Below are 24780 nucleotides of genomic sequence, written 5' to 3' on the forward strand. Positions count from 1 at the left end.
GAAGGCGGGTATGCTATTCAGGTTTCTGCTTTTTTAATTCCCGTTTCTGTTTATAAAAATTTTTATCAGCAATATAAATTGTTTTTCTAATTTCACAGTAAACAGTTTCTTTATTTCTGTCCGTGAGCTGAGTTATTTTCACAATTTCAATCTCATTTTCATTTTTTATCCTCTCTGCTATTTCAGCCAGTTCTTCTTTGGTATAAATGAAGTCTGCATACAGATCAACATTGGCAGGACGCTTAAAATAGATTTCTGCAGATTTATCCCAAATCACATATTGATGATCCGTAAGAGATATAAGCTGTACCATGGGAATAGGATCAACCGATGAAAACATACTACCCCCGAAGATTGTTCCCATATAATTTCTGTTCTTATAGCTGATAGGAAGTTTAACAGATATCTTCAGAAGATCCTGAGAAACGTATTTAATCCTGGCAGTGCTTCTCCGATACATAGGAGATAAATTGAATCCCCACTTAAACAGTTTCGGCAACCCGATAATCCTGCTTCCATATTGAGTTATTTTTTGATAAAAAGCCATTCTTATTGTTTTAAATTATTAATGCATTGATTCAGTAAAAGCTGAATTTCATCTTTAGGATACAGCCTGCCGATTTGTGCAAGGCCAACCAGCATGGATAAAATTTCCATTGCCTTCATTCTGCAGTTTTTAATCTCATGAAATTCTTTTTTTTCAATTCCTGATTCCAGAATTGCTGCTGTATGGGAAAAAATGGTTTCGTTGAACTCTTTCAGTTTTTCAGTAACCTTTTCATCGAGTGAATTATAGTCCGAAGCCAGAGCCCCTGTTAGACAGATCTGCCGTTTATCAATAAGAAAAAGATAATAGCCGAACAGCCCTCTTAATTTTTTTTCCGCAGATAGTTCCAGCTGGGAATCTTTGAGCTTCAGGATACGCTGACGGTGGGTTTCAATAATAGCCAGGCAGAGATCCGCTTTCGTTGGGAAATGATAGTGTATTGAGGATGTTTTTATATTGATACTTTTCGCTATATCTGCATAGCTAAAGGCGTTGTACCCTTTTTCACTAAGCAATTTATTTCCGGTTTCAATTATTTTATCTTTAGTTTTCATTTATCTATCTACTAATAGGTAGATAAAATTACAAAATAAAATTGAACTCCTTAGATTTATTTTCCAATTATATTTTTTGCTGGAAATTCAATATTTTGGTTAGATTTTTGAAGGATAAAGTGCAACCGAACCTAATAACTGCTGCAGTTATTATAAACAACAAAATATTTTCCATTGAAACTAATAACATTCACAAAAAAAGGAATATACTGTCCGCAGGGAAAATTTTATATTGATCCCTGGAGACCTGTGGATCTTGCGGTAATTACCCATGGGCATGCCGATCATGCCCGTTGGGGAATGAAGAAATACCTTTGCCACCATTATACAAAACCTATCCTGTATCAGAGAATCGGGATTGATATCGAATGCCAGGGTGTTGAATATGGTGAAACACTTACCCTCAATGGAGTAAAAGTTTCGCTGCATCCTGCAGGGCATATTATCGGTTCGGCACAGATAAGATTGGAATACAAAGGTTATGTCACAGTTATTTCCGGTGATTATAAAGTACAGGAAGACGGACTGAGTACTCCTTTCGAATTGGTAAAATGCAATGAGTTTGTCACTGAAAGTACGTTCGGACTTCCTATTTATAACTGGCTTGAAGTTCCTGACCTCAATAAAAAGCTTCAGACATGGGTTCTTAAAAATCAGGAAAATTCAAAAACATCAGTATTTATTGGCTACTCTTTAGGAAAAGCCCAGCGTATTATGAAAGCGGTAGAAGGTCTGGGAAAAATATATGTACACTATTCCATCGGAAAATTAAATGAAGCCTTTGAATCTGTAGGAATTGATCTTCCGGATTACACGATCGCCGATTTCAGAGAGAATGCTAAAGAAGTTCAGCATGAAATTGTTATTGTTCCCCCAGCATTGCTTGACAGCAATATCATTAAAAAAATACCGGATGCCGCCACAGCAATCTGTTCAGGCTGGATGCAGGTACGCGGTGCCAGAAGGTGGCGAAGTGCCGATGCAGGATTTGCCATGAGCGACCATGCCGACTGGAAAGGACTTTTGCAGGCTGTAAAAGCTACGGAAGCCGAGATTGTACATGTAACACACGGACAAACCGAAATTTTTTCAAAATATTTAAATGAGATCGGTATCAAATCGGATGTTGTACAAACCCAGTTCGGTGAAGACGAAGAAGAATCTGAAAAAGAAATCATTGAAAATCCAGAGCTATGAAACATTTTGCAGATTTGATCAATGCGTTGGAAACCACTAATAAAACCAATGCAAAAATAGACGCCATCATCGATTATCTGGAACGGGCTCCGGATGAAGATAAAGTATGGTTTATTGCTCTGTTTACAGGAAAAAGACCCAAAAGAAATGTCAATACCAATTATATGAAAGAATGGGCTCTCGAGATTACACAACTGCCCTTCTGGCTGTTTCAGGAAAGCTATTCTTCAGTTGGAGACCTGGGAGAAACGCTTTCTCTCATCCTTCCCCCACCAGCCGAAAAGATTGACCGCACCTTATCCCAGTGGATGCTGGATATTGTTCATTTAAAAGATAAATCGGATGCTGAAAAAAAAGAATTTGTATTAAAATCATGGAACGGATTGGATTATACAGAACGTTTAATCTTTAATAAATTACTGGGCGGAAGCTTCAGGATCGGTGTTTCAGATAAAACGCTCATCAATGCCCTTACCAAATTCTCATCCCAGGAATCCAGTACCTTGATGCACAGTCTCATGGGAAAATGGGTTCCTGGCGAAGTATCATTTCAAGAACTGATTTCGGCTGAAAATATTAATCCGGATAATTCAAAACCCTATCCTTTCTGCCTTGCCTATCCGTTGGAAAAAGAGCTGCAGGAAATTGGTAATCCCGAAGACTGGCAGATAGAGTACAAATGGGACGGAATCCGCGGGCAGGTCATCAGAAGGAACAACGAAGTCTTTATCTGGTCAAGAGGTGAAGAGCTCGTCACCGATCAGTTTCCGGAAATCAAAGAAACGGTGCAGGCTATGAAAGGGAACTTTGTTTTAGATGGAGAAATACTTGCGGTGAAGGATTCTAATGTTTTAAACTTTAATGAATTACAAAAAAGATTAAACAGGAAAACTTTAACAAAAAAAATGCTGGCAGATATCCCTATTGAGGTCTTTGTCTATGATCTGCTGGAACTTGAAGGAACCGACCTTCGTGAAAAGCCTATGGCCGGAAGACGTGCCATGCTCGAAGAATTACTTTTGAATGAAACCCCTGAAAATATTAAACTTTCGAAGGTCATAAATTTTGAGAAATGGGAGGACCTGAATACAGTACGCGAAGCATCTAGAGATATCAACAGTGAAGGTCTGATGCTGAAGCAGAAAAATTCCCCTTATCATGCCGGAAGAAAAAAAGGCGACTGGTGGAAATGGAAAGTAAGTCCGCTGACGATTGATGCCGTATTAATTTATGCCCAAAAAGGAAGCGGAAGGCGAAGTGCCTATTACACGGATTATACATTTGCTGTGAAAAACGGAGATGCATTGGTAACCATTGCAAAAGCCTATTCCGGACTTACGGATAAAGAAATCATGGAAGTCAGCAAATTTGTCAATAAGAATGCCATAGAAAAATTCGGGCCTGTACGTACTGTAAAAGCAGAACTGGTCTTTGAAATCGCATTTGAAGGCATTGGCTTCAGCAGCAGACACAAAAGCGGTGTTGCCCTAAGGTTTCCAAGAATTGTACGGTGGCGGAAAGACAAAACCGTAGATGAAATTGACGAACTTGAAGAAATAAAAAAACTCATCCAATAATTTGAAAGCATTTGAAAACAGCAACGGATTCAACGTCATTCAGCAATGGATGACTGGTAAAGGCATTTCCCCTTTCAAATTTCAGATTGACACTTGGCAGAAATTCGGAAGCGGATACAGCGGAATGGTCGTGGCCCCTACAGGATTCGGAAAAACATTTTCTGTATTCCTTGCTTTGATTTCAGATTTCATGAACCGTCCGGAAGAGTACAAAAAAGGGCTGAAAATGATCTGGGTCACTCCCCTCCGCTCCTTGTCCAAAGATATCGCTAAAGCCATGCAGGAAGCAATGGATGAAATCGGCCTCGACTGGACCGTTGGTGTCAGAAATGGGGACACAGACCAGAAGATAAAGCAACAGCAGGTCCGGAATATGCCCGAAATTCTTGTAGTAACCCCCGAAAGTCTCCACCTTCTTTTAGGTCAGAAAAACCATGCCCGTTTTTTTCAGGATATGAAATGCGTCGCTGTTGATGAATGGCATGAATTACTGGGTTCAAAGCGGGGTGTTATGGTGGAACTTGCCATTTCTCAGTTAAAAAAATATGTTCCGAAAATAAAGATATGGGGAATCACCGCTACCATCGGAAATCTGGATGAGGCAATGGATGTTTTAATTCCGTATCCTGTCAAAAAAACAAAAATTACAGCCAAAGAACATAAAAAAATAGATATTCTTCCGGTCATTCCGGATGAGCTTGACATTCTTCCATGGGCAGGACATTTAGGCGCTAAATTAGCCGATAAAATAGTTCCCATTATTCTGGATTCAAAATCTACCATTGTTTTTACCAATACCCGGAGCCAGAGTGAAATGTGGTATCAGCTTTTACTGGATGCTTATCCTGATTTTGCAGGCCAGATTGCCATTCACCACAGCTCCATTGATGCTCATCTCCGCATCTGGATCGAAGAAAATTTAAGTTCCGGAAAACTTAAAGCCGTTGTATCCACTTCATCGTTAGATCTCGGAATTGATTTTAAACCAGTAGATACTGTGATTCAGATCGGTTCGGCAAAAGGTGTTGCCAGGTTTCTGCAGCGCGCCGGCCGAAGCGGCCACTCTCCTTTTGAGACTTCTAAAATTTACTGCGTTCCCACCCATTCTCTTGAGCTGATCGAAGTGGCTGCATTAAAGGAAGCCGTAAAACAGAAAGTGACAGAACCCCGTGAACCGCAGGTTTTATGCTTTGATGTGCTGGTACAGTTTCTCATGACCCTGGCAGTTGGTGACGGATTCTATCCTGAAGAAACATTTAAAAGGATAAAAAAAGTATTTGCTTTCCAGGAAATGACCGGAGAAGAATGGAAAAGCATCCTTGATTTTCTGACCATTGGCGGAAGTGTTTTAAAAAGTTATGAAGAATTCCATAAAATAGTGATTATGGAAGACGGTCTTTACAGAGTAACCTCCAGAAAGATTGCTATGCTCCACCGGATGAATATGGGTGTTATTGTGAGCGATGCGATGCTGAAAGTAAAATTTATCTCCGGCGGTTATATCGGGATGGTCGAAGAATATTTTATTTCAAAATTAAAAAAAGAAGAAAAATTCATCCTGGCCGGGAGAACGCTTGAAGTAGCTATGATCAAAGATATGACGGTTTATGTACGTGCAGCAAAAGGAAAAGCAATGGCTCCGAGCTATCTAGGCGGAAGATTGCCTTTAAGCTCTAACTTAGGACATTTTCTAAGAGAAAAACTCTCTCATGCCCTAAATCCTAAAGCTTCAGAAAAAGAACTGAAATTCTTACATCCTTTATTAGCCAACCAGGAAAAAAAATCCCACATTCCCAGAGAGGATGAATTTCTTGTTGAGCTGATCAAAAATCGTGAAGGCTACCACCTGTTCATGTATCCGTTCGAAGGTCGGCTTGTACACGAAGTGATGGCAGCACTGATTGCTTACCGGATTTCCAAACTGACTCCGATTTCTTTTTCTATGGCAATGAATGATTATGGTTTTGAACTGTTCAGCGATAAAGAAATCCCTTTGAACGAAGATAATCTGAACAAAATCCTGACCAGGGAAAACCTGATGAATGATGTGATAGCCAGCATCAACTCTGCGGAAATGGCACGACGGAAATTCCGGGATATTGCCGTGATCTCCGGAATGGTCATCCAGAATTATGCAGGAAAACAGCGGTCAAATAAATCACTTCAAAGCTCTGCAGGCTTAATCTTTAAAGTTTTGGAAGATCATGACCCTAATCATTTCCTTGTCAGACAGGCATATACCGAAGTTTTCAATATGCAGCTTCAGGAGCCGCGTCTTGTAGAAGCCTTTAAAAGAATTGAAAGATCAAAAGTCATTTTAAAATATTCCAATACCTTTACCCCGCTGAGTTTCCCGATCAAGGTAGACAGCCTGAGGCAGACACTTTCGAGTGAAATTCTGGATGCGAGAATCAGGAAAATGGTGGAACAGGCTGGAAGGAGCGGTTAGGTTATAAATTATAATTAATGAAGTTGTATAGTTAGATTATCTGCCATAAAATAAAGCTTGCATCTTCATCTTCTGGCTTCCTTTTTCAAAAAATCATTAATACATTTTACAACGTGCATGGTACAATGAATATTGCAGTAAAAAATATTATCCTTAACAACGACGTTTTCACTTTGACCAATCAGCGTGCAGCCTTTTGGAAAAAAGGGAAAGCCCTTATTTTATCTGATCTTCACATAGGGAAAACGGCCCATTTCCGGAAAAACGGAATTGCCCTGGCCAATCATATCATGAAAAGCGATCTGGAAAGGCTTTCTGTTCTTATTGAATATTTTCAGCCTGAAAAATTCATTGTGGTTGGTGACCTTCTTCACGCAGGAGATAACTCAGATGTAGACGAGTTCTGCAGCTGGAGAAATCAGTATCCGGATCTTCATTTTTATCTTATCAAAGGAAATCATGACCGTTTATCATCGGCGTTGGAGAAAAAATTGTGTTTAAATTTCAGTGCTGATTCTCTGACGGTTGATGGTTTTACTTTCGTCCATGATTTTGATAAAACATTGCAGGAATTTCAGATCACAGGACATATACATCCCGGTGTTATATTGAATTCTGCGGTGAGGAAAATAAGACTTCCGTGTTTTGTCCAGACAAAAAATCAGCTTCTTCTTCCTGCATTCAGTGAGTTTACCGGATTGGACACTAAAAATATTCCCAAAGGCGGAAAATTCTTTGTATTTACAGATTCTGAAATTCATGAATATTAGGACTGCGGTTAATATTATTTCCTCTTTATTTGTATTTTAATAAATAAGCGAAGCGCCCTTGTTTGCCTTAAAAATTTATGCATCTATTACTCTAGTCAACCGTTGGGGTTTAAAAAAATAATAATCAAATATTTAACCCAAAAAAGACTTCCCGGCTCTGGTAAGTTCATATAAAACAATTTATTATCTGTAATACTGTCAGAATACCACTGCTTTTCACAGCATATTTTGTATAAAAATGAAAGTTTGTATTTTAAAATTTCCGTTCCTTTGCAATAAAGCCAGTCTATCTCAATGAAAAAATCAGAAGCAACCCGATTGAATATTCTTCAGAAAGCCTTTGAGCTGATTTATATGAAAGGATATCAGACCACCAGCGTTGATGAGATCATTGCGACTACTCAGGTCACAAAAGGGGCTTTCTATTATCATTTTAAAACGAAGGATGAAATGGGTCTGGCCATCATTAATGAACTTTTGATCAATAATTTCAGAAGCACTTTCATCAAACCGCTGGAAACCAGCAATCATCCATTGGAAAGCATTTATGATCTGATGTATGGTATCTTAATGAAAAACGAGTTTTTAAAGGTCGAATACGGCTGCCCTGCCTCTAATTTCACCCAGGAAATGGCTCCCTGGCATATAGATTTTACGAAAGCATTAAATTCGCTTTCCAAACAATGGGAAGATGCAATAATAGCATGTATTGAAAACGGAAAAAAAGAAGGAGCAGTAAAAAGTGATGTTGATGCCAGAGAAATAGCTGTTTTTGTAATGTCCGGCTATTGGGGAGTAAGGAATATAGGAAAACTTGAAAATTCAAAATCAGTGTATCTTGTTTATTTAAAAGGACTTAAGTCTTATTTTAAATCTCTTGAATAATTTTTTTATTAAAAAACATACTAATTAGTATGTTTTTGTATACCTTTGGAATGTTATAAAAAATTCAAAATGTACCAGACTCTTACATTTCTGCATTCCTTATTCCGGTGGGTGGTTTTATTAAGTCTTATTTATGCCATATGGATTTCCTTTAGGGGATATTTTAATCATAGAACATTTACAAAAAAAGAAGATCTGGTCAGGCATTCGACAGCCACGATTGCTCATATTCAATTGATTTTGGGGATCATTCTTTATACAAAAAGTCCAATTGTAAAGTATTTCTGGAAGAACTTCGGCGAGGCCAAAGCTTCTTTAGACCTTCTTTTCTTTGGGATGATCCATATTTTGCTTATGATCATGGCTATTGTTCTCATCACTGTCGGCTCCGCTTTAGCTAAACGAAAAGCTACGGACAGAGAAAAATTCAAAACCATGCTCATCTGGTTTACGATTGCTCTGGCAATTATTTTTATTGCTATTCCGTGGCCTTTCTCTCCTTTTGTCAACAGACCTTATTTCAGATAATTATGATGCATTTATTAAAAACAAAAATCGGACGCCTGAGAATCCTGGCTATTTTGGAAGGAATATCTCTGTTAATTTTAGTTTTCGCAGCAGTTCCTTTAAAATACTGGCTGGGAAATCCAGCTCTTGTAAGGGTGATGGGACCTGTACACGGAACCTTATTCCTGCTCTTCCTGTTTAATACCTTAAGTGTCGGGGTTGAACAGCAGTGGAAATTTAAGAAAATTACCTGGAAAGTTATTCTGGCTTGTTTTATTCCCTTCGGAACCTTTTATATTGACAGCAAAATTCTGAGCCGGCTATGAAAAGTATATTGATTTTGGTGAGATCTTTATTATGATTTGAAAGATTTTTTTAACCATTACTACCACAAAAAAGTGTTGCTTGGTCAGGTATTTGAATGTTTAAAGAAATAAAAAGTTATTGATTCCAGCCCTTGAGAAATCAATTTTAATTTATAATTCAATACCAATCACTAAATTATAATATTATGTCAACACAAAATTTAACCCATCTAGAAGCCATTAAAAAGATCAAAGAACTGTCGGAAAATGCAAGAATATGCATGTTCTGTACCGAGCTTGAAACGGTTCCTGTCAATTCCCGTCCCATGACACTGCAGGAAACAGATGACAGCGGAAATTTATGGTTTATAAGCAACGGAACAAGTAATAAAAATTTTGAAATAAAAGAAGACCGGAGAGTACAGCTTTTCTTTATGAACAATAGCGATTCGCAGTATCTTTCTGTTTATGGTGAAGCCTCTGTTTATAAGGATAAAGCCACCATTGAAGAAAAGTGGTCGCCACTGGCCAAGGCATGGTTTGACGGAAAGGATGATCCGGATGTAACGATTATCCGTGTAGAGCCCAAAGAAACCTACTATTGGGATACAAAAGCCGGGAAACTTGTCAGCCTGTTCAGCTTTGTAACCGCTGCAATTACCGGCATTAAAACCAATAATGCTGACGGTGTGGAAGGAAATGCGACTGTTTAAAAATAACAGTGCCCTTAGGTCATTCAGCAATTTTTCACAGTACAAAATATTTACTATAACTAATTTTAGCATTGATCTGAAAAATTACTGGTGGCTGAGGCTCTCGAAGCCACGCTACTTTACAACATAAAAACACTGGTGACCGAGTATCTCAGCCACCAGTGTTTTATTTCTTTCCATTCTTGATGCTTAGAAATTAGCATGCAGAACATTTCTGTTTGATCTACTCTACTTCAAAAACAGCCTGTATCTCTACGGAAGAATTCACAGGAATAGAGGAAGCTCCCAAAGTGGCTCTGGCATGTTTTCCTTTTTCTCCAAAAACTTCTACGGTAAGATCTGAAGCTACATTCATCAGGTCTGCATGTTTTGTGTAATCGTCTTTTGTATTGAAAATTCCTGTCAGCTGCACACATTGTTTTACTTTATTGAGATCGCCGCCTACGGCTTCTTTCAAAACAGCTATAACATTGAGCATGGTAGCTTTTGTAGCCTCTTTTACCTGCTGTTCGGTAACGTCAACGCCTAATTTGCCGGGATTTAAAATCTTTCCTTCTTTCAGAGCAACCTGGTTGATGAATACAAGGTTTCCCGAGCGTACAAACGGCTTGTAATTTCCGGCAGGCTGCGGAACCTGTGGCAAAATAATGTTTTTCTGCTTCAAAAGATCATTGATATCCTGAGATTTTTCTGGAATTGCTACTGCTGCCAGTTTTTTAGAGAATGTGCCTTTCAAAGCTAAGGCTGTTTTGGCAAAATTTCTTCCCTGAAGTTCTGCAAGACCACGCTCGTCTTTTGTAGGTCTTTCAACATCTTTCAGTGATGCCATGCTTGTTATACCCAAAACGGTGTTTCCCTGCGGAATAGCTTTATTGATATTATCCGCTCCTCTGATTCCGTTGGAAACCAGAACCATTCCATGAACGGCAAGACTGTTCCAGAAAGCCTGAAGTGCCAGTTCTTTTCCTGCTCCGCTTCCGGCAGACATAAAAACTGTTGCAGGCATTCCTTCCAATGCATGACTGGTCCATAATTGAACAGTTTTGGATAAAAATTCACTCATTCCGGTACTGATATTCCCAAAGTAAACCGGTGATCCAAAAGCAATTCCATCATAAGAAGGCAGCTCATCCACTGTTGCTACAGGAATATTCTTCAGTTCAGGATTGGAAGATTCTTTAACCTGCTTGATTACTGCCGCTGCATTTTTACTGCTTTCAATACCGGATGCTATTTCTTTGGCCAGTTCATAGGTTCCACCGTTGTCCGAGTGAATAAGAACCAATATTTTAGCTTTATTGTCTTGTGCCATGACTGAGGTGATTTTTAATAAGAGAATTAATACAAAAACCGTACTTAGCTTTTTCATTTTTGATGGAATAATAATTACAATACAAAATTAGTATTGTCGTTTTTATTAAATTTGCCAAAAATTCTATGCAGAACGACATCTTAAAATGCGGTTTAACAGAACAGAGCGACAGCCGCTTTGTGGACACCATTGAAAAAGAAGCTTATGTCTGGTGTGAAAAAGACTGGAAACATGATGATCATGAGCATGCTCATCAGCGTTCCCAGCTTACTTTTGTGGAAGAAGGATATCAGTATTTCCATATAGACCAGAAAATCTATCTTGTGCCGCAGTATCATGTGATCTGGATTCCTTCAGGAAAAGCGCATAGAATAACTTCAGAAGCACAAACAGTTAATTTAATGGTTTTTCTGTTCAAAACTGTTTTTGAAGACGATTTTTATCAAAATGTTCACGTTTTTGCGGTTCCTGCTGTTTTGAAGGAAATGCTTTTATATGCTTCCAAATGGAACCAGCTGATCAAAGAAGACGAGGAACAGGATTTATTTTTTAAAGCCATTTTAAAAAGTCTTCCCAACTTCTGCAGAGAAAACAGTTATCTTCAGATTCCGGTTCCATCGATGCCCGTCTTATTCCGGTCTGCACTTCTATCAATTCAAATTTTAAATACAGTCTGAATGCTGATGAACTGGCAGAAAAAGCACAGATGTCCGTAAGGAGTTTACAGAGAATTTTTAAGAATGAAACAGGAATTACCCTTCAGAAATACCTGCAGCTTGTCAGAATATTAAAAAGCATAGAACTGATTGATACAGGACAGTATACTTTAAGCCAGATTGCTTATAAGGTGGGTTATCAAAGTCTGTCTGCTTTTACATCTTCTTATCATTCGATCATGAAAGCCAAACCTAAAGTAAAAAAACTAAGTTAAGGGGTCTCATCATGAGCCATATCTACCGGTTTGGATTCCGGTGACCCTTTTTCACGGAGCCATATAGAAAGAATGACTAAAGAGGCAACAGCCAAAAATTCGCTCTGCCAGTTCTGAAAAGACTCAAACCAGAATCTGGACTCTGATATATACTGTATTGCAGTAATGGTGGGTTCTTTTTTTATGACCTGTTCTTCATTGAATTCTTTCATACTTCCATAGAAGTGCATTGCGAAGCTGAGAATAAATAAAATAGCAAAGGCTAAGGATAAGGAATGCTTATAAATACTCAGCCATATTCCGCCTTTTTTTACCGGCCACGGAGCATTGGCATGGACTTTCGGTTCCCTGTCTACATCTTCTTTTTCTTCCAGGGATTTTGATTCACTGGAACCTTTCTGCCTCAGCGAAACCGTGAGTACAACATACAGCATCATCTGGAGAAATTCACTTTCCCAGTTTTCGAAGGTAGCCTGTATAAAATGTCCGCTCCGGACGTAGGCTCCCAGGCTGAGCATTGTGCTTCCCTGCTCTGCCAGTTCTTTATTCAGCACTTTCCAGCCTGTAAAAAATTGCGCTATAAGACTTAAAAACATTAATGAAAGTAAAACAATACTTAAGCTGTTACGGTAAAAGAAACTTTTTTTAGGCATGATCAGCAGTTTAAAGGTTTAAATAATCCCAAAGCTGGATGGCTCAGAATTTTATCCGTTGACAATCAGACCGCCGTTCGGGTGAAGAACCTGTCCCGTGATCTGGGCGGCACCACTGCCGGCAAGGAATAAAAAGCTGGCTGCAACTTCTTCCGGAGTAGCATTTCTTTCGAAAGGAGGTTTGTTAGGGTCTTCTTTCTCCTCTCCAAAGGTTTTTTGGGTAAGTGGTGTTGCCACTGGCCCCGGAGCGACTGCATTAATGCGGATTCCGTTCGGTTTTGCCTGCAACGCCAGAGAACGTGTAAAAGATACAATAGCACCTTTTGTTGCAGCATAGTCCAGAAGTTCGGGATGTCCCTGATAAGCAGCCGCAGAAGTAGTATTAATTACACTACTTCCCTCTTTCAGGTAAGGAAAAACGACTTTTGTCAGCAGGATCATTCCTATGATATTGGAATCAAAAGTTTTCCTGATATTTTTTTCTTCGAGATCTTCTATGTTTTCTGCCGGGAACTGTACGCCTGCATTGTTGATGAGGATATCAATGCCTCCAAATGCGGAAACTACTTTCTTCGTGGCATCTTCACAAAAATCGTAATCATTGATATCACCACTAAAAATAATGCATTTTCTGCCCAGCTGCTCAATCTGTTCTTTTGTTTTTTTGGCATCATTATCATCTTTATAATAAATGATGGCAATATTGGCCCCTTCCTTTGCAAAAAGTAATGCTGTTGCCTTACCAATTCCACTGTCTGCACCTGTAATAAGAACGGATTTATCTTTTAGTTCCTCCATCTGAAAATTACTTTAAAATTAAAAGTTGGTTAATTTCACTTTTAAAGCATCCCAGAATAAATTCTGTATAATATAACTGTGCATTCAGAGCTTGGGTTTTAGGATGCAGCTCCAATTTTTTGGTAAGAATAATTTCACCTTTATAAGAAAAAGCAAAGTAAGCAAATATCTTATAAGATGAGCTTCTGATGGGCGTACAATACCCTGTGGTGGCAATTGACCAGTCGGATTCAAATACCTTGGCTACATTAAGAGCCATGGTTCGTGCAATGTTTTCTGATACACAGTCGCATTCTTCAGCTTCCTGCCTGTCTACATTCAGCAGTTTTACTTTCTGAGGCAGTGTGTAGGCTGTCATGCCCCCTTTGTAAAACAGGGAGGCATTCGGCATCTGCGAAAAAGCCAGCTGCAAACATCCTGATGTAACGCTTTCTGCAATTGAAATGGTTTCATCAGCAGTCATGAGGGACTGGCTTATATATTCTAAAAGACTTTTTTGAAATTCCATAATTTTAAATATTTAGTGGTGTGAAGGTGTGTTGTATATGTCTACATATTTCTTTCTATTTCAAGATCCCAGACTCTGTGTCCGGCTATTGCTGTAATAAACTGTTTATCGGAACCACCGTCTTTTGAAATAATTACAGCACGATCTTCATGTTGTTTCATGGCTATATTACTGCTCATGTATAATTCTTCTGTGCCTGCCCCGAAATAAATGGCCTTACAATGTTTATAGGCTTCATTGATGAAACGAAGAGCAAGATGCCTGTTTTCGGGAGCCATCAATTCGGCTGCAGACTTTTCTCCGGCACCGATGTACAAAGCATCAAAGCAGACACTGGCCGTACTTGTAAGAGAATGTTTTGGTGTTAATGGGCCGGCATCGGTTGTAACGGGTGCCAAACTCGGTGCGATAATTTCTACTTTTGCTCCTTCTTTTTCAAGTTTTGTCTTCAGACTATTAAGAGCGGCTCCATCTGCGCCATTGGCAATAATAAACCCGATCTTTCTGCTTTTGATAGTGTCCTTAACGGTATCTTTCATGCTTAGCGCCTGAGATACTTTCGTATTAGGCTCTCTTTCTTCACTCTGAAGCTCTGCGATATTAGCATCAGCAGGAATGCTCTGGTTAGGCTGTTTTAATTTTTTGACGGTTACCCCTAATTTTTCAGCAACTTTTTTGGCAAGTGTTATATCAATAAAATTCAGCTGTCCTACCATTCTTTCTCTGATCTCCGGAATTGTTACCTTCGACAGTTCGAACACAAGGGCGTTCTGAAGATGGGTCTGCTCGGGAACCGACTGGCTGTTATAAAATAATTTTGCCTGTGAATAATGGTCTACAAAGCTCTGGCTTCTTTTTCTGATCTTTTCACCCGAAACTCTTTCCTGATGGGAAGTAAATCCGCCTTCTGACATCATGGCCTGAAAGGGACATCCGCCTCCGATGGAATTAGGCTCATAGCTTACTTTTCCTTTGACTATCTGCTGTCTCATATGTCCGTCACGCTGGTTGTTATGGACTGTATTGATAGACCTGTTGATTGGTATTTCATGAAAATTGGGCGATCCTAATCTTGACAACTGGGTATCTGTATATGAAAATAGTCTTCCCTGAAGCAAAGGATCATTGCTGAAATCTATTCCGGGAACCAAATGTCCCGGGTGAAAAGCTACCTGCTCTGTTTCTGCAAAGAAATTATCCGGATTTTTATTGAGGGTTAAGGTTCCGATGATCTCTACGGGAACTTCTTCTTCGGGAATCAGCTTTGTAGGGTCCAGAAGGTCAAAATCAAATTGATGTTCGTTCTCTTCCGGAATCAGCTGCACGCCGAAGTCCCATTCCGGATAAGCGCCGTTTTCAATAGCTTCCCATAAATCTCTTTTATGGAAATCAGGATCTACCCCGGAGATTCTCTGAGCTTCGTCCCAGGCCACAGAATGTACTCCCAGTTTAGGTTTAAAATGGAATTTAACGAAATGAGCTTTTCCTTCTTCATTGATAAATTTAAAGGAATGAACTCCAAAACCTTCCATCATTCTTAAACTTCTTGGAATTGCTCTGTCGCTCATGAGCCACATAATCATGTGCATACTTTCCGGCATCAGCGAAATGAAATCCCAAAATGTGTCATGTGCAGAAGCAGCCTGCGGAATCTCATTATCCGGCTCAGGTTTCACAGCATGAACCAGATCAGGGAATTTAATGGCATCCTGGATGAAAAAGACAGGCATATTATTCGCTACAAGGTCATAATTTCCTTCTTCGGTATAAAATTTTATGGCAAAACCTCTTACATCTCTCGCCAGATCAGTACTTCCTTTGCTTCCGGCTACGGTTGAAAATCTTACAAAAACAGGAGTTTCCTTTCCTACTTCTGATAAAAATTTTGCTTTAGTATAAGCGCTAAGGCTTTTATTCAGTTTAAAAACACCATGTGCTCCCGAACCTCTTGCATGAACGATTCTTTCGGGAATTCTTTCGTGATCGAAATGGGTTATCTTTTCTCTTAAAATGAAGTCTTCCAACAAGGTAGGACCTCTGTCTCCGGATTTTAACGAATCCTGGTTATTGTTGATTTTCAGCCCTTGGTTAGTGGTTAGTTTTTCGTTTTCATTAGAAGTGCTGTGTGCTTCAAGCTGGCCTAACTTCTTGTTGTTTTGGGTATCATTTTTCATATCAATATATCTTTAATGTGGTGTGAAGGTTAAAAGTCAAACTAAAATATTTTATGGGATCATTTTGTTTCTGTCCCATCTTTTTCTAAAGTGTTTAGCAGTTTATTGAGGTATTCCTCTTCTTTCAATACTTTATAATATGCTGTTTTGGCATAAAGCGTAAAGTGTGAATTTTCAATATTTATCTCTGTATTCAGATTTTCCGGAGAAATAGTTCTTTTACCATGATATTCGCGGATATTCAGAATATATTCTTTAATATAAGTGTCGATTACATTTTTCAGAATATCACATTTTGCATTATTTTTTATCTTTTCTAATGATTTAATCAGAAAAGCGGTAACTCCGTAAGAATTGATAGCACTTGGGAACAGAGATTCATTCTCTATCATATTGTTTTTATCATACAATCCGGAATGTTTTAAAGTGTCATTTTCAAATATCATATTCGTAGCGGTTATTAGTTATCGGAAATTTTTAAATATTTCTCAAAATAATGAAGATCTTCCTTATCTTTAACGGAAAGATAGAACATGATCTGCTCAGGTTCTTTCAACCCTATACTGCCGAAACAGTCAAAATGTGCAATCAGAGCCTGGATATTTTCAATCTCAATATCTTTAAGGATTACAAACAATAAAAAAATATTATCTTTTATTTCTTTAGCATAGATAGCTGCGCCATCTTCAAACCAATTCCCTTTATTGGAAACTTTAACGAAGTCTTTATGCTTCAAAGTCTTTACTATTTTCTGACAATCCATATTTGAGTAATTGTGGTTATATTCTTTGGTGAAAGCTTCAACATCAATTTCTCTGAACTGCTGTTATTTTCAGTATTCCTACTGAGTTTTATAAATCAATATGAATGGCATATGGCAATCTTCTGCCTCATGCTGTAGAGCAATAACCGGATTTTTTAATCATCTGAAAAGCCTGAAGTTTTCAGCTGTTCTTCCCGGTTTTAAGAATTGTATTGAAACTTATATTTCAAATGTACGCCAGAATAATTCACTTTTTTATGACCTCAGTCATATTAAACCCGCATTAATAAATAATTTTCCTGTTTTCTATAGTAACGTTTCCTTCTTTCTCCATCTTTTTTAATGCTCTGATCACTGTCTCTACACGCAAACCTACCAGATTGGCGATCTGCTGTCTTGTAAGCTGTACCTGAAAGCAGCTTCCGCAGCTGTCATCATGATAGCTTTTGAGATAATCAAGAAGCCCTGTAAGTCTGGAAGCAGGGTTCAGGGATGCCATATTCTGAAGCATAATCGCTTTGAAATAAAGCCTGTGAGAAAGACATGCATTCATTTCCAAAGAAAGCTTTGGGTCTGTCTTTATTAACTTAAGAAACTGATCTTTCGGGACTCTTATAATTTCCAAAGGATTGATACAAATGGCATTCATAGGATAAAATTTATCTAAAAAGAGCATTGAATCTCCAAAGCTCTGATTTTTTCCGAGAATGTTATGTATAAATTCTTTACCTTCTTCATCATAATTGTTCAGCTTCACGTTTCCCTCTATGATCTGTAAATAATAAAGAGAATGGTCTCCTTCTCTGTATATAATCTCACCTTTTTTGTATTGTTTGGTTTCTCCTCCATATGAGTATAGCACTTCTGCGGCTATATTCATGCAGCTAATTGTTTTCATAGTTTTTTGTAAAATATTTTCAATAAAAAATAGTGAAATTTATTATTGAAACCGCTTTTTTAATAAAAAAAATTCAATCATATTATTCTGAACTTTTTATTTTCCTTCTCCAATCCTGATATCAAAAAATTCTATTGAAAATCAGCTTCTCTAAATCATATGCAAATATTGAACCTTATTGATTGACTAAATTGTTAAGTTAAGTTAAAATATTTGTTAAATTACATTATAATTAAATTATATGTTGATTATTTAATATAAAAATAATTTATTATTTAAAATATTAATAAATTAAATTATATATACAATAAAATAACCCTTGCAGATAACTGAAGGATAATAAAAACCCGTTTTTTAAGACGGGTTTATGGGTCTGTAAGTGTAAATTATTTTTTGATGGCCTTCGCTGTCTATTTTTTCACAGTTGCAGTATCTGTAGTACGGATAGTATCAGAAGGCACCGGGGTCGTAGTAACAGCTGTGTTTGCTGGTTCGGTATCAATTATTACACTGTCTGTTGTTGTGGTAGAAGTTTCTACTTTTGTTTCCTTTTTGCAGCTCAATACAGTTAGGCCTAATAGCATTAATACGATGGTAAATTTCATAATAGATATATTTTGTAATGTGTTTCAAAGATAACTCATTTATAAAACGTCCTTTATGACCTTGATCATAATGTTTTATTCTTGATTATTTTGCAAATTTTTTAGTTCCTGCAACACATAAAATAACTCCAATGGTGACTCCCACCATTCCTATGCTCACCTGTTCATGAAGAAAGTAGGCGGCAAGGGCCAGTCCGAAAAAAGGCTGTAACAGCTGCAGCTGTCCTACCGTAGCAATACCTCCCTGTGCCAGACCTTTATACCAGAATATAAACCCAATGAACATACTGAAAAGGGAAATGTAAGCCATCCCAAACCATCCCTGGAAACTTACGGTCTCAATATGATCCGGAAAGTAAATGAAAAATAAAGGAATCATGACCGGCAAAGCCAGTACCAGAGCCCAGGAAATCACCTGCCATCCACCTAATGTTTTTGAAAGCTTTGCCCCTTCGGCATATCCCATACCGCAAAGGATAACCGCAAGAAGCATAAGGATGTCGCCAACAGGTGAAGCAGATATTCCCTGCGAAACAGCGTATCCTATTACCAAAAGGCTCCCGATAACAGAGAAAAACCAAAATATAGGATGCGGTCTTTCTCCGCCACGGAAAACTCCGAATACAGCAGTTGCCAGAGGCAGCATTCCCAAGAATACAATGGAATGTGCCGAAGTAAGATATTGAAGTGCCAGTGCGGAAAGAAGGGGAAAACCTATCACACAGCCAAGGGAAACCAAAAGCAAAGGAATCAGCTGTTTTTTAACTGGGCGTTTTTCTCTGCCTATCCATAAGACGATAAAAGCCAGTATGCCCGCAATCGCAGCGCGGACTATTGTTACAAAAATCGGGCTCATTTCCATCACGGCCAATTTGGTAGCAGGCAGTCCTCCGCTAAATAATACTACTCCTATAAAACCGTTGATCCATCCGCTTATATTTTCATCTTTAGAAATTTTATCTGTCATCATTTTCTATATTTTTTTGATAATCCAAAATTAAAGCTCAAAAATGAATAAACACAGTCTCAGTTTTGTACATTTGCATGAGCACAGTTATAAAAAATGAGCAAAGAATTTATCTATACAGAAATTGCTGACAGGATTGCTTCCCAGATCAGGAATGGTGTACTGAAGGCAGGAGACAGGCTTCCTTCCGTAAGAATGATGTGTCAGGAGCATCAGGTAAGTATGAATACGGCAAAACGTGTTTTCCTTGAACTTGAGTCACAGTCTTTAATTGAATCCAAACCCCAATCAGGTTATTTTGTCAGCAGATTAATGTCTGTGAAGCTTCCTCTTCCTGAAGTAAGCCGGCCTTCTCTGATTGCCAATAATGATGAACCGGACGAACTGATCAGCAAGGTTTATGAAAATATGGGTAAAAAAGGGCTGACATTTTTTTCTATAGGAATTCCTTCGGGAGATCTTCTGCCACAGGCCAAATTAAAGAAGGAGATCATTAATGCAACCCGTGAATTAAAAGACGGCGGAACGGAGTATGAGGAACTTCAGGGGAATTTAAAGCTGCGGAGAATGATTGCGGTGCGTTCCCTGCAATGGGGCGGAAATCTCAGCGAAAACGATCTCGTTACCACAAACGGCGGCATGAATGCACTGTCTTTCTGCCTGATGGCTTTAGGCAAGCCCGGCGATACAATAGCCATTGAAAGCCCCTGCTATCCGGGTATTTTACAGCTGGCGAACGGACTGGGATTAAATGTGCTTGAACTTCCTACCCACCCGACGACTGGTATTGAAATAGAAGCTCTTCGAAAAGTGATTCCACAGATTAATCTATGTTTGTTAATTCCTAATTTCAATTCGCCGCTGGGAAGCTGTATGCCGGACGAAAATAAAAAAGAGATCGTAAAAATTCTTTCTGAAAACGGGATTCCCCTGATAGAAGATGATGTATACGGTGATCTTTATTTTGGACCTGGCCGCCCGAAATGCTGCAAGTCGTTCGACAAAGACGGAAATGTGCTATACTGCAGCTCAATTTCAAAGACACTGGCTCCGGGATACCGCGTAGGATGGATTGCACCGGGAAGATATAAGGATAAAATAATGAAGCTTAAACTGCTCCACTCCACTTCATCTATTTCTATTGTTAATGAAGCGGTAGCTAATTTCCTCAAGTCCGGGAAGTATGAAAAGCACCTTCAGCAAATGCGGAGAGCCCTTCAGAATAATTATCAGAATTATGTACAGACCATCGCAGACTATTTCCCTGAAGGCACAAAAACAAGCCGCCCGCAAGGAGGTCTTTCCCTGTGGGTGGAGTTTGATAAAAATATCCGTACTACTGAACTCTATGACCTGGCCATTAAACAGAATATCAGTATTGCTCCGGGCAGGATGTTTACCCTGCAGGATCAGTTTGAAAACTGCATGCGTCTGTGTATAGGTCTCCCGTGGACGGAAGAAACCAAGCTATGTCTTCAGCAGGTTGGAACTCTTGCAAAAAAGATCTGATTTATCTGTCCGGAACAAAATTTTTCCGCGCCAGCTCTTTTCTTACCCTGCTAAGACTTTCAGGCGTGATTCCAAGGTAAGACGCGATCATCCACTGTGGAACTCTCAAAAGAAGATCGGGATACATTTTAATGAATTTCATGTATCTTTCTTCTGCAGTTTCACCCAATAAAGAATTGATCCTGTTCTGCAGGCTTCTGATGTGCTTCTGTAAAAGAAAGTCACTTCTTTCGATACTGTTTGGGAACTGTTCTACGAGATTGTTGAAGAAATCGGGGTGCAGAAACAGAACCTCTGTATCTTCCACTGCTTCTATATAGTAAATTGATTTTTCGTTGAAGTAAAGACTGCTTCGGTCAGAAATCAGCCAGCTTTCCGGGGCGAACTGTATAATATGTTCTTTCCCGTTCTTGTCAATGGAGTACATTTTCAACAGCCCTTTTTCTACGAAGAATATATGCCTGCAGACCTCACCGTACTGTAAAAGAAATTGATTTTTAGGTATTTTCTTTACTTCATAGTGTAAGCTACACGTGTTCACTTTTTCTAAAGGAACATTTAATACTTTGGCTAAATATGTGTTAATATTCTTCATTATGAAATCTGGCTTGCGGATATATCTTCATGCGACGCACTGTTAATGACCTTTCCATCTTCAATTACAATCAGCTGCGGGCTTTCATGCCTGATTCCAAAGTCTTCGGAAATTTTATTGGAAATGGATCTGTATTCCAGCAAATCTAAGAAATATAAATCCAGCTTATTATCTAAACTATCTATTTCTTTTTCAAAATTTTTCAATACTGTTTTGCTGATGAAGCAGCGTGTTGAATGTTTGAAAATAGCAATTCTATGGTGATGGGAAGCTTCAATGGCTTTGGCCAGGTCTTCCTCAGATTCTATTTTTTTCCAGAAGGATTGATGCTCAGGGTTGCTTTCTTTTCCTCCGAATATTTTATCAAAAAAACTCATACATTAAATTGTTTTAAATGATGATCAAGATGTTTGTATTCTAAAAATCCCCAGTCTTTTTCAGTCATTTTCCCGAATAATCTGTGATGGTCCGGAAGATCTTTATTTTCAGATGCTGCCCGGAAATCTTTCAGTGTATTCAGCAGATTGGTTTTTGATTCATCAAAATCACATTCAAAATTAACGATTAGTTTTTGAAAAGTAGGCATGTTTCGGGGAATTCCGTTGTTAAAGATCTGCATTTCTATTTTGGTTATAACTCCTATGGCTTCAAAGAAGATGTTAATCTTTGAAAGTTCAATTTTTCCTAAAGCTACCTGAAGAACAAAATCACAGTGTCTCAGCATCTGGGAAACGCTCATTTTCCCCCATCTTTGTTGAGTATTTTTAGTAAGGAGGGAAATCCTGTAAACAATTTCTTCAAAATAAACCGGATTATGCAGACTTTTTTTTACCACCCTTTTTCTCTCTTCAGATTTTCAATGTGAGCAAAATGATGATTACAGTGCCATACATAAAAAGCAAGATAATGCCTCAGATCATAATTTGCATTCTGTTCAGGGTGCTGGAAGGTTCTTTCGAACTGTTTATTGGTAAGAGTATTAAGCAGGACTGTCCATCTCTGATGTGTTCCTTTAATCATTCTCATTGCAGGCTTTATGGGCATGTTGACACTATCCTGAAGTTCTGCCCATTTGGCTTCATCATAAGGCTTGATCACGGGATTGTCTTCTGTAAGGGCCAGCTTAAAACGTATAAAACTGTTGATATGGCTGTCTGCAATGTGATTAACAAGTTGCCGGACCGTCCACCCTCCTTCTCTGTAAGGGATATCTAATTGCTCATCGGTAAAGTTCTCAATCAGGTCTTTCAGTTTCCCCGGAAAATTCTTGATGACTTTAATATGCTCATCGAGCTTGGTGTCACAGATGTTTTCAGACTGCTGAAACTGACCTATAGGAAATCTTTTTTGCTCTAAATCGTTCATTTTTAATTTTCTTGGTGGTATGTTTAGTGAGTTTTTTGTTGTGATAAAATTACTACAAGAAAAGCAGAAAGCCAATAAAAAAAATTCAAAAGTATACTGAATGAAAAAATAAAAAAGCCTCAATTCTAAAATTGAAGCCTATGTAATTAATTCATCTGCTAATAACCATGCAGATCAATTCCCTCTGTTCTCTGTAAGGTCACTTTCCTGCCCATCTTCTTTTGAATCACCCTGAAATGCTGCAGTTCGTCATCCGTCAGAATAGTAATGGCAGTTCCTTTTTCGCCCGCTCTTCCCGTTCTACCAATTCTGTGAATGTAATCTAAAGGCGAGCGCGGCAATTCATAATTGATCACACAAGGTAAAGATTCAATATGGATACCACGGCCAATAAGGTCTGTAGCGACTAAAATCTGGGCTCCATTTACTTTAAATTCTTCTAAATTATTTCTACGGGCACCCTGTGATTTCTGACTGTGAATGGCTACGGCTTTAATTTTATTCTTTTTAAGCTTTTCCACTAAATTATCAGCAGATCTTGTAGACGAAACCAATATCAGAGCTTTTTCAACTTTTTTTTCTTTGATGAGATACCGTAAAAACGGACCTTTATTTTCCGGAGAAACATGATACGCCAGCTGCTCGATATTATCAATTTCTACTTCTTCTTTTTTAATTTCAATAATCGTGGGATTAATGGATAAACGTTCCTTCATTTCAGAAACCTTATCATTTAAAGTTGCTGAAAACAAGGTTGTTTGTTTCACTACAGGCATCAGCGCGAAAAGCTTATTCATTTCTTCACCAAAACCTAACTGAAACATTTTATCTGCCTCATCAATCACTAAATGCTGGATTCCTGAAATACTCAACGCATTATGATCAATTAAATCTAATAAACGGCCGGGCGTTGCAATAAGAATTTCTACGCCAAACATTCCTTTCATCTGCGGGTTGATAGAAACACCACCATAAACAGCCATAGTACGGACTTCACGTTTTAAATTTTCTGTGAAAGCCCTGAAAACTTCATCAATCTGAATCGCCAGCTCACGGGTAGGAACCAATATTAAAACCTGAACATTACGGTCTTTTTTAACCTCTGAATTCTGTAATTTTTCTAAAATAGGCATCACAAAACAAGCTGTTTTTCCGGAACCTGTCTGCGCAATTCCCATCAGGTCTTTTCCCTGAAGAATGACAGGAACAGCCTGCTCCTGAATCGGAAATGGCTTCAGATAACCTAATTTGTTGACAGAACGAATAATATTGTGTGATAATCCTAAAGACTCAAATGACATAAAATACTTATTTACGGCAAAGATAAGCTATTGATATTTGACAGATAGCCCGAAATTGTATCTCCTATAAGCAAAAGATTAATTATTTTAATTTCCAAGACTTGCTCTATCTGTTTTTTTAAAATTATATTGCCGATTTGTCCGATAATTCAGTTTTGGACAATTTTTTGAGTAATTTTATCAAAATTCGAGAAATCTAAATATGAAAAAAGCGTTAATAATCGTAGATGTACAGAATGATTTCTGTGAAGGCGGCGCCTTAGCAGTTCCGGAAGCCAATGAGATTATTCCATACATCAATCTTCTGATGGAAGAAAATGAATATGACCAGATCGTTCTTACACAGGACTGGCATCCTGCTGACCATAAAAGTTTTGCCAGCAACAACAACAGAAAAGTTGGCGAAAGTATTATCCTGAACGGCGTACCACAGTTTATGTGGCCGGATCATTGTATCCAGGGTACTTTCGGAGCAGAATTCCATAAAGATCTGAACAGAGATAAAGTAACCCACATTATCCAAAAGGGGAAAAATACAGAAATTGACAGCTACAGCGGTTTTCAGGATAACAATCACTTTATGAAAACTGGGCTGGATGATTTTTTAAAGTATCACGAGATTCAGTTGCTTGAAGTCGTTGGTCTTGCGATGGATTATTGTGTAAAGTTTACGTGTACGGATGCCATTGCAAACGGATATATTACATGTCTTCATTTCAATGGAACGAAAGCCGTTAATGTAAAACCGGATAATGGCAGAGATGCTATTTATGAAATGATCCAGAAAGGAGTTACAGTTCTCGGATAGGATTTTAGTATAAATAATGAGTTTTTGAAAGCTCTGGAAATTGCTTTCAATTATAAATAAACCAATAAGAATAAAGAAAAGGCGCAGAA

General features: G+C 38.3%; 27 protein-coding genes and 1 pseudogene. 11 read left to right on the forward strand and 17 right to left on the reverse strand.

The window, feature by feature from the left end; translation table 11 throughout:
• Positions 1–13: 13 nt before the first annotated feature.
• Positions 14–547, reverse strand: coding sequence for a DUF4442 domain-containing protein (locus ACMGDK_RS02460; protein WP_436806471.1), 534 nt, complete (start codon positions 545–547; stop codon positions 14–16).
• A 2-nt stretch (positions 548–549) separates the two neighbouring features.
• Positions 550–1101, reverse strand: a complete 552-nt coding sequence (locus ACMGDK_RS02465) for a TetR/AcrR family transcriptional regulator (protein WP_436806472.1) — start codon at positions 1099–1101, stop codon at positions 550–552.
• 174 nt (positions 1102–1275) lie between these two features.
• On the opposite strand from ACMGDK_RS02465, the gene ACMGDK_RS02470 reads away from it, so the two are divergent.
• The 8 genes from ACMGDK_RS02470 to ACMGDK_RS02505 all read left to right on the forward strand — a co-directional run bounded on the left by ACMGDK_RS02470 (position 1276) and on the right by ACMGDK_RS02505 (position 9504).
• On the forward strand, positions 1276–2298 hold the full coding sequence (locus tag ACMGDK_RS02470; RefSeq protein WP_436806473.1) for a ligase-associated DNA damage response exonuclease: 1023 nt from the start codon (positions 1276–1278) through the stop codon (positions 2296–2298).
• Entirely contained in the window at positions 2295–3875 is a 1581-nt protein-coding gene (locus ACMGDK_RS02475; protein WP_436806474.1) for an ATP-dependent DNA ligase, read from the forward strand. Before ACMGDK_RS02470 ends, ACMGDK_RS02475 begins: the two co-directional genes overlap by 4 nt.
• A gap of 1 nt (position 3876) precedes the next feature.
• A complete protein-coding gene (locus ACMGDK_RS02480) occupies positions 3877–6324 on the forward strand; it encodes a ligase-associated DNA damage response DEXH box helicase (RefSeq protein ID WP_436806475.1) in 2448 nt (815 codons plus the stop codon).
• Between the two features lie 125 nt (positions 6325–6449).
• Complete coding sequence (gene pdeM / locus ACMGDK_RS02485) at positions 6450–7094, forward strand: ligase-associated DNA damage response endonuclease PdeM (protein ID WP_436806476.1); 645 nt, start codon at positions 6450–6452, stop codon at positions 7092–7094.
• Between the two features lie 294 nt (positions 7095–7388).
• Positions 7389–7979, forward strand: coding sequence for a TetR/AcrR family transcriptional regulator (locus ACMGDK_RS02490; RefSeq protein WP_436806477.1), 591 nt, complete (start codon positions 7389–7391; stop codon positions 7977–7979).
• Between the two features lie 69 nt (positions 7980–8048).
• Positions 8049–8507: a hypothetical protein gene (locus tag ACMGDK_RS02495; protein WP_436806478.1), complete on the forward strand. Its 459-nt coding sequence runs from the start codon at positions 8049–8051 to the stop codon at positions 8505–8507.
• Positions 8508–8509: 2 nt separating this feature from the next.
• Positions 8510–8812, forward strand: coding sequence for a DUF3817 domain-containing protein (locus ACMGDK_RS02500; RefSeq protein WP_436806479.1), 303 nt, complete (start codon positions 8510–8512; stop codon positions 8810–8812).
• A gap of 185 nt (positions 8813–8997) precedes the next feature.
• Positions 8998–9504 (forward strand): pyridoxamine 5'-phosphate oxidase family protein, encoded by a 507-nt coding sequence (locus ACMGDK_RS02505; RefSeq protein WP_436806480.1) that lies wholly within the window; start codon positions 8998–9000, stop codon positions 9502–9504.
• 223 nt (positions 9505–9727) lie between these two features.
• Here ACMGDK_RS02505 and ACMGDK_RS02510 read toward each other — a convergent pair whose 3' ends face one another.
• The gene (locus ACMGDK_RS02510) at positions 9728–10873 is read right to left on the reverse strand and encodes an Atu1372/SO_1960 family protein (protein ID WP_436806481.1); all 1146 of its coding nucleotides are present in this window, start codon (positions 10871–10873) and stop codon (positions 9728–9730) included.
• 68 nt (positions 10874–10941) lie between these two features.
• Between ACMGDK_RS02510 and ACMGDK_RS02515 the strand changes: the two are divergent.
• Positions 10942–11747 (forward strand): annotated as a pseudogene (locus tag ACMGDK_RS02515) (helix-turn-helix domain-containing protein).
• On the opposite strand, the gene ACMGDK_RS02520 reads toward ACMGDK_RS02515, so the two are convergent.
• The 9 genes from ACMGDK_RS02520 to ACMGDK_RS02560 form a co-directional block, all read right to left on the reverse strand.
• Positions 11744–12400, reverse strand: coding sequence for a DUF6766 family protein (locus ACMGDK_RS02520; protein WP_436806482.1), 657 nt, complete (start codon positions 12398–12400; stop codon positions 11744–11746). The pseudogene ACMGDK_RS02515 and the gene ACMGDK_RS02520 overlap by 4 nt on opposite strands.
• 51 nt (positions 12401–12451) lie before the next feature.
• The gene (locus ACMGDK_RS02525; RefSeq protein WP_436806483.1) at positions 12452–13198 is read right to left on the reverse strand and encodes an SDR family oxidoreductase; all 747 of its coding nucleotides are present in this window, start codon (positions 13196–13198) and stop codon (positions 12452–12454) included.
• A gap of 7 nt (positions 13199–13205) precedes the next feature.
• Positions 13206–13706, reverse strand: coding sequence for a CinA family protein (locus ACMGDK_RS02530; protein ID WP_436806484.1), 501 nt, complete (start codon positions 13704–13706; stop codon positions 13206–13208).
• Between the two features lie 41 nt (positions 13707–13747).
• Positions 13748–15880 carry a catalase gene (locus tag ACMGDK_RS02535; protein ID WP_436806485.1) on the reverse strand — a complete coding sequence of 711 codons (2133 nt, stop codon included), beginning with the start codon at positions 15878–15880 and terminating at the stop codon, positions 13748–13750.
• A 59-nt stretch (positions 15881–15939) separates the two neighbouring features.
• Positions 15940–16326, reverse strand: coding sequence for a hypothetical protein (locus ACMGDK_RS02540; protein WP_436806486.1), 387 nt, complete (start codon positions 16324–16326; stop codon positions 15940–15942).
• 14 nt (positions 16327–16340) lie between these two features.
• Positions 16341–16643, reverse strand: coding sequence for a hypothetical protein (locus tag ACMGDK_RS02545; protein ID WP_436806487.1), 303 nt, complete (start codon positions 16641–16643; stop codon positions 16341–16343).
• 283 nt (positions 16644–16926) lie between these two features.
• Entirely contained in the window at positions 16927–17541 is a 615-nt protein-coding gene (locus tag ACMGDK_RS02550; RefSeq protein ID WP_436806488.1) for a Crp/Fnr family transcriptional regulator, read from the reverse strand.
• A gap of 410 nt (positions 17542–17951) precedes the next feature.
• Positions 17952–18146: a hypothetical protein gene (locus ACMGDK_RS02555; protein ID WP_436806489.1), complete on the reverse strand. Its 195-nt coding sequence runs from the start codon at positions 18144–18146 to the stop codon at positions 17952–17954.
• Between the two features lie 85 nt (positions 18147–18231).
• Positions 18232–19116: a DMT family transporter gene (locus ACMGDK_RS02560; RefSeq protein ID WP_436806490.1), complete on the reverse strand. Its 885-nt coding sequence runs from the start codon at positions 19114–19116 to the stop codon at positions 18232–18234.
• A 93-nt stretch (positions 19117–19209) separates the two neighbouring features.
• Between ACMGDK_RS02560 and ACMGDK_RS02565 the strand changes: the two genes are divergently transcribed.
• Positions 19210–20622 carry an aminotransferase-like domain-containing protein gene (locus ACMGDK_RS02565; RefSeq protein WP_436806491.1) on the forward strand — a complete coding sequence of 471 codons (1413 nt, stop codon included), beginning with the start codon at positions 19210–19212 and terminating at the stop codon, positions 20620–20622.
• 1 nt (position 20623) lies between these two features.
• On the opposite strand, the gene ACMGDK_RS02570 is transcribed toward ACMGDK_RS02565, so the two are convergent.
• From ACMGDK_RS02570 to ACMGDK_RS02590, 5 genes are all read right to left on the reverse strand, one after another.
• Positions 20624–21217, reverse strand: a complete 594-nt coding sequence (locus tag ACMGDK_RS02570) for a Crp/Fnr family transcriptional regulator (RefSeq protein ID WP_436806492.1) — start codon at positions 21215–21217, stop codon at positions 20624–20626.
• Positions 21217–21594: a bacillithiol system redox-active protein YtxJ gene (gene ytxJ, locus ACMGDK_RS02575; RefSeq protein ID WP_436806493.1), complete on the reverse strand. Its 378-nt coding sequence runs from the start codon at positions 21592–21594 to the stop codon at positions 21217–21219. The genes ACMGDK_RS02570 and ytxJ overlap by 1 nt, the downstream gene beginning before the upstream one ends.
• A complete protein-coding gene (locus tag ACMGDK_RS02580) occupies positions 21591–22052 on the reverse strand; it encodes a DUF1569 domain-containing protein (protein WP_436806494.1) in 462 nt (153 codons plus the stop codon). The genes ytxJ and ACMGDK_RS02580 overlap by 4 nt, the downstream gene beginning before the upstream one ends.
• Complete coding sequence (locus tag ACMGDK_RS02585; RefSeq protein ID WP_436806495.1) at positions 22046–22582, reverse strand: YfiT family bacillithiol transferase; 537 nt, start codon at positions 22580–22582, stop codon at positions 22046–22048. Before ACMGDK_RS02585 ends, ACMGDK_RS02580 begins: the two co-directional genes overlap by 7 nt.
• 158 nt (positions 22583–22740) lie before the next feature.
• Positions 22741–23883, reverse strand: a complete 1143-nt coding sequence (locus ACMGDK_RS02590; protein ID WP_436806496.1) for a DEAD/DEAH box helicase — start codon at positions 23881–23883, stop codon at positions 22741–22743.
• A gap of 202 nt (positions 23884–24085) precedes the next feature.
• On the opposite strand from ACMGDK_RS02590, the gene pncA reads away from it, so the two are divergent.
• Positions 24086–24691 (forward strand): bifunctional nicotinamidase/pyrazinamidase, encoded by a 606-nt coding sequence (gene pncA, locus ACMGDK_RS02595; RefSeq protein ID WP_436806497.1) that lies wholly within the window; start codon positions 24086–24088, stop codon positions 24689–24691.
• Positions 24692–24780: the final 89 nt, after the last annotated feature.

Origin of the sequence: Chryseobacterium hilariae (genome assembly GCF_051400735.1) — a bacterium.
In the GTDB taxonomy this organism is placed as follows: domain Bacteria; phylum Bacteroidota; class Bacteroidia; order Flavobacteriales; family Weeksellaceae; genus Chryseobacterium.

Bases quoted from the DNA above. Each gene is read 5' to 3' on its own strand.
- ACMGDK_RS02460 (WP_436806471.1), bottom strand. From the start codon at position 547: ATGGCTTTTTATCAAAAAATAACTCAATATGGAAGCAGGATTATCGGG.
- ACMGDK_RS02465 (WP_436806472.1), bottom strand. From the start codon at position 1,101: ATGAAAACTAAAGATAAAATAATTGAAACCGGAAATAAATTGCTTAGT.
- ACMGDK_RS02475 (WP_436806474.1), top strand. From the start codon at position 2,295: ATGAAACATTTTGCAGATTTGATCAATGCGTTGGAAACCACTAATAAA.
- pdeM (WP_436806476.1), top strand. From the start codon at position 6,450: ATGAATATTGCAGTAAAAAATATTATCCTTAACAACGACGTTTTCACT.
- ACMGDK_RS02490 (WP_436806477.1), top strand. From the start codon at position 7,389: ATGAAAAAATCAGAAGCAACCCGATTGAATATTCTTCAGAAAGCCTTT.
- ACMGDK_RS02495 (WP_436806478.1), top strand. From the start codon at position 8,049: ATGTACCAGACTCTTACATTTCTGCATTCCTTATTCCGGTGGGTGGTT.
- ACMGDK_RS02500 (WP_436806479.1), top strand. From the start codon at position 8,510: ATGATGCATTTATTAAAAACAAAAATCGGACGCCTGAGAATCCTGGCT.
- ACMGDK_RS02505 (WP_436806480.1), top strand. From the start codon at position 8,998: ATGTCAACACAAAATTTAACCCATCTAGAAGCCATTAAAAAGATCAAA.
- ACMGDK_RS02510 (WP_436806481.1), bottom strand. From the start codon at position 10,873: ATGAAAAAGCTAAGTACGGTTTTTGTATTAATTCTCTTATTAAAAATC.
- ACMGDK_RS02520 (WP_436806482.1), bottom strand. From the start codon at position 12,400: ATGCCTAAAAAAAGTTTCTTTTACCGTAACAGCTTAAGTATTGTTTTA.
- ACMGDK_RS02525 (WP_436806483.1), bottom strand. From the start codon at position 13,198: ATGGAGGAACTAAAAGATAAATCCGTTCTTATTACAGGTGCAGACAGT.
- ACMGDK_RS02530 (WP_436806484.1), bottom strand. From the start codon at position 13,706: ATGGAATTTCAAAAAAGTCTTTTAGAATATATAAGCCAGTCCCTCATG.
- ACMGDK_RS02535 (WP_436806485.1), bottom strand. From the start codon at position 15,880: ATGAAAAATGATACCCAAAACAACAAGAAGTTAGGCCAGCTTGAAGCA.
- ACMGDK_RS02540 (WP_436806486.1), bottom strand. From the start codon at position 16,326: ATGATATTTGAAAATGACACTTTAAAACATTCCGGATTGTATGATAAA.
- ACMGDK_RS02545 (WP_436806487.1), bottom strand. From the start codon at position 16,643: ATGGATTGTCAGAAAATAGTAAAGACTTTGAAGCATAAAGACTTCGTT.
- ACMGDK_RS02550 (WP_436806488.1), bottom strand. From the start codon at position 17,541: ATGAAAACAATTAGCTGCATGAATATAGCCGCAGAAGTGCTATACTCA.
- ACMGDK_RS02555 (WP_436806489.1), bottom strand. From the start codon at position 18,146: ATGAAATTTACCATCGTATTAATGCTATTAGGCCTAACTGTATTGAGC.
- ACMGDK_RS02560 (WP_436806490.1), bottom strand. From the start codon at position 19,116: ATGATGACAGATAAAATTTCTAAAGATGAAAATATAAGCGGATGGATC.
- ACMGDK_RS02565 (WP_436806491.1), top strand. From the start codon at position 19,210: ATGAGCAAAGAATTTATCTATACAGAAATTGCTGACAGGATTGCTTCC.
- ACMGDK_RS02570 (WP_436806492.1), bottom strand. From the start codon at position 21,217: ATGAAGAATATTAACACATATTTAGCCAAAGTATTAAATGTTCCTTTA.
- ytxJ (WP_436806493.1), bottom strand. From the start codon at position 21,594: ATGAGTTTTTTTGATAAAATATTCGGAGGAAAAGAAAGCAACCCTGAG.
- ACMGDK_RS02585 (WP_436806495.1), bottom strand. From the start codon at position 22,582: ATGAACGATTTAGAGCAAAAAAGATTTCCTATAGGTCAGTTTCAGCAG.
- ACMGDK_RS02590 (WP_436806496.1), bottom strand. From the start codon at position 23,883: ATGTCATTTGAGTCTTTAGGATTATCACACAATATTATTCGTTCTGTC.
- pncA (WP_436806497.1), top strand. From the start codon at position 24,086: ATGAAAAAAGCGTTAATAATCGTAGATGTACAGAATGATTTCTGTGAA.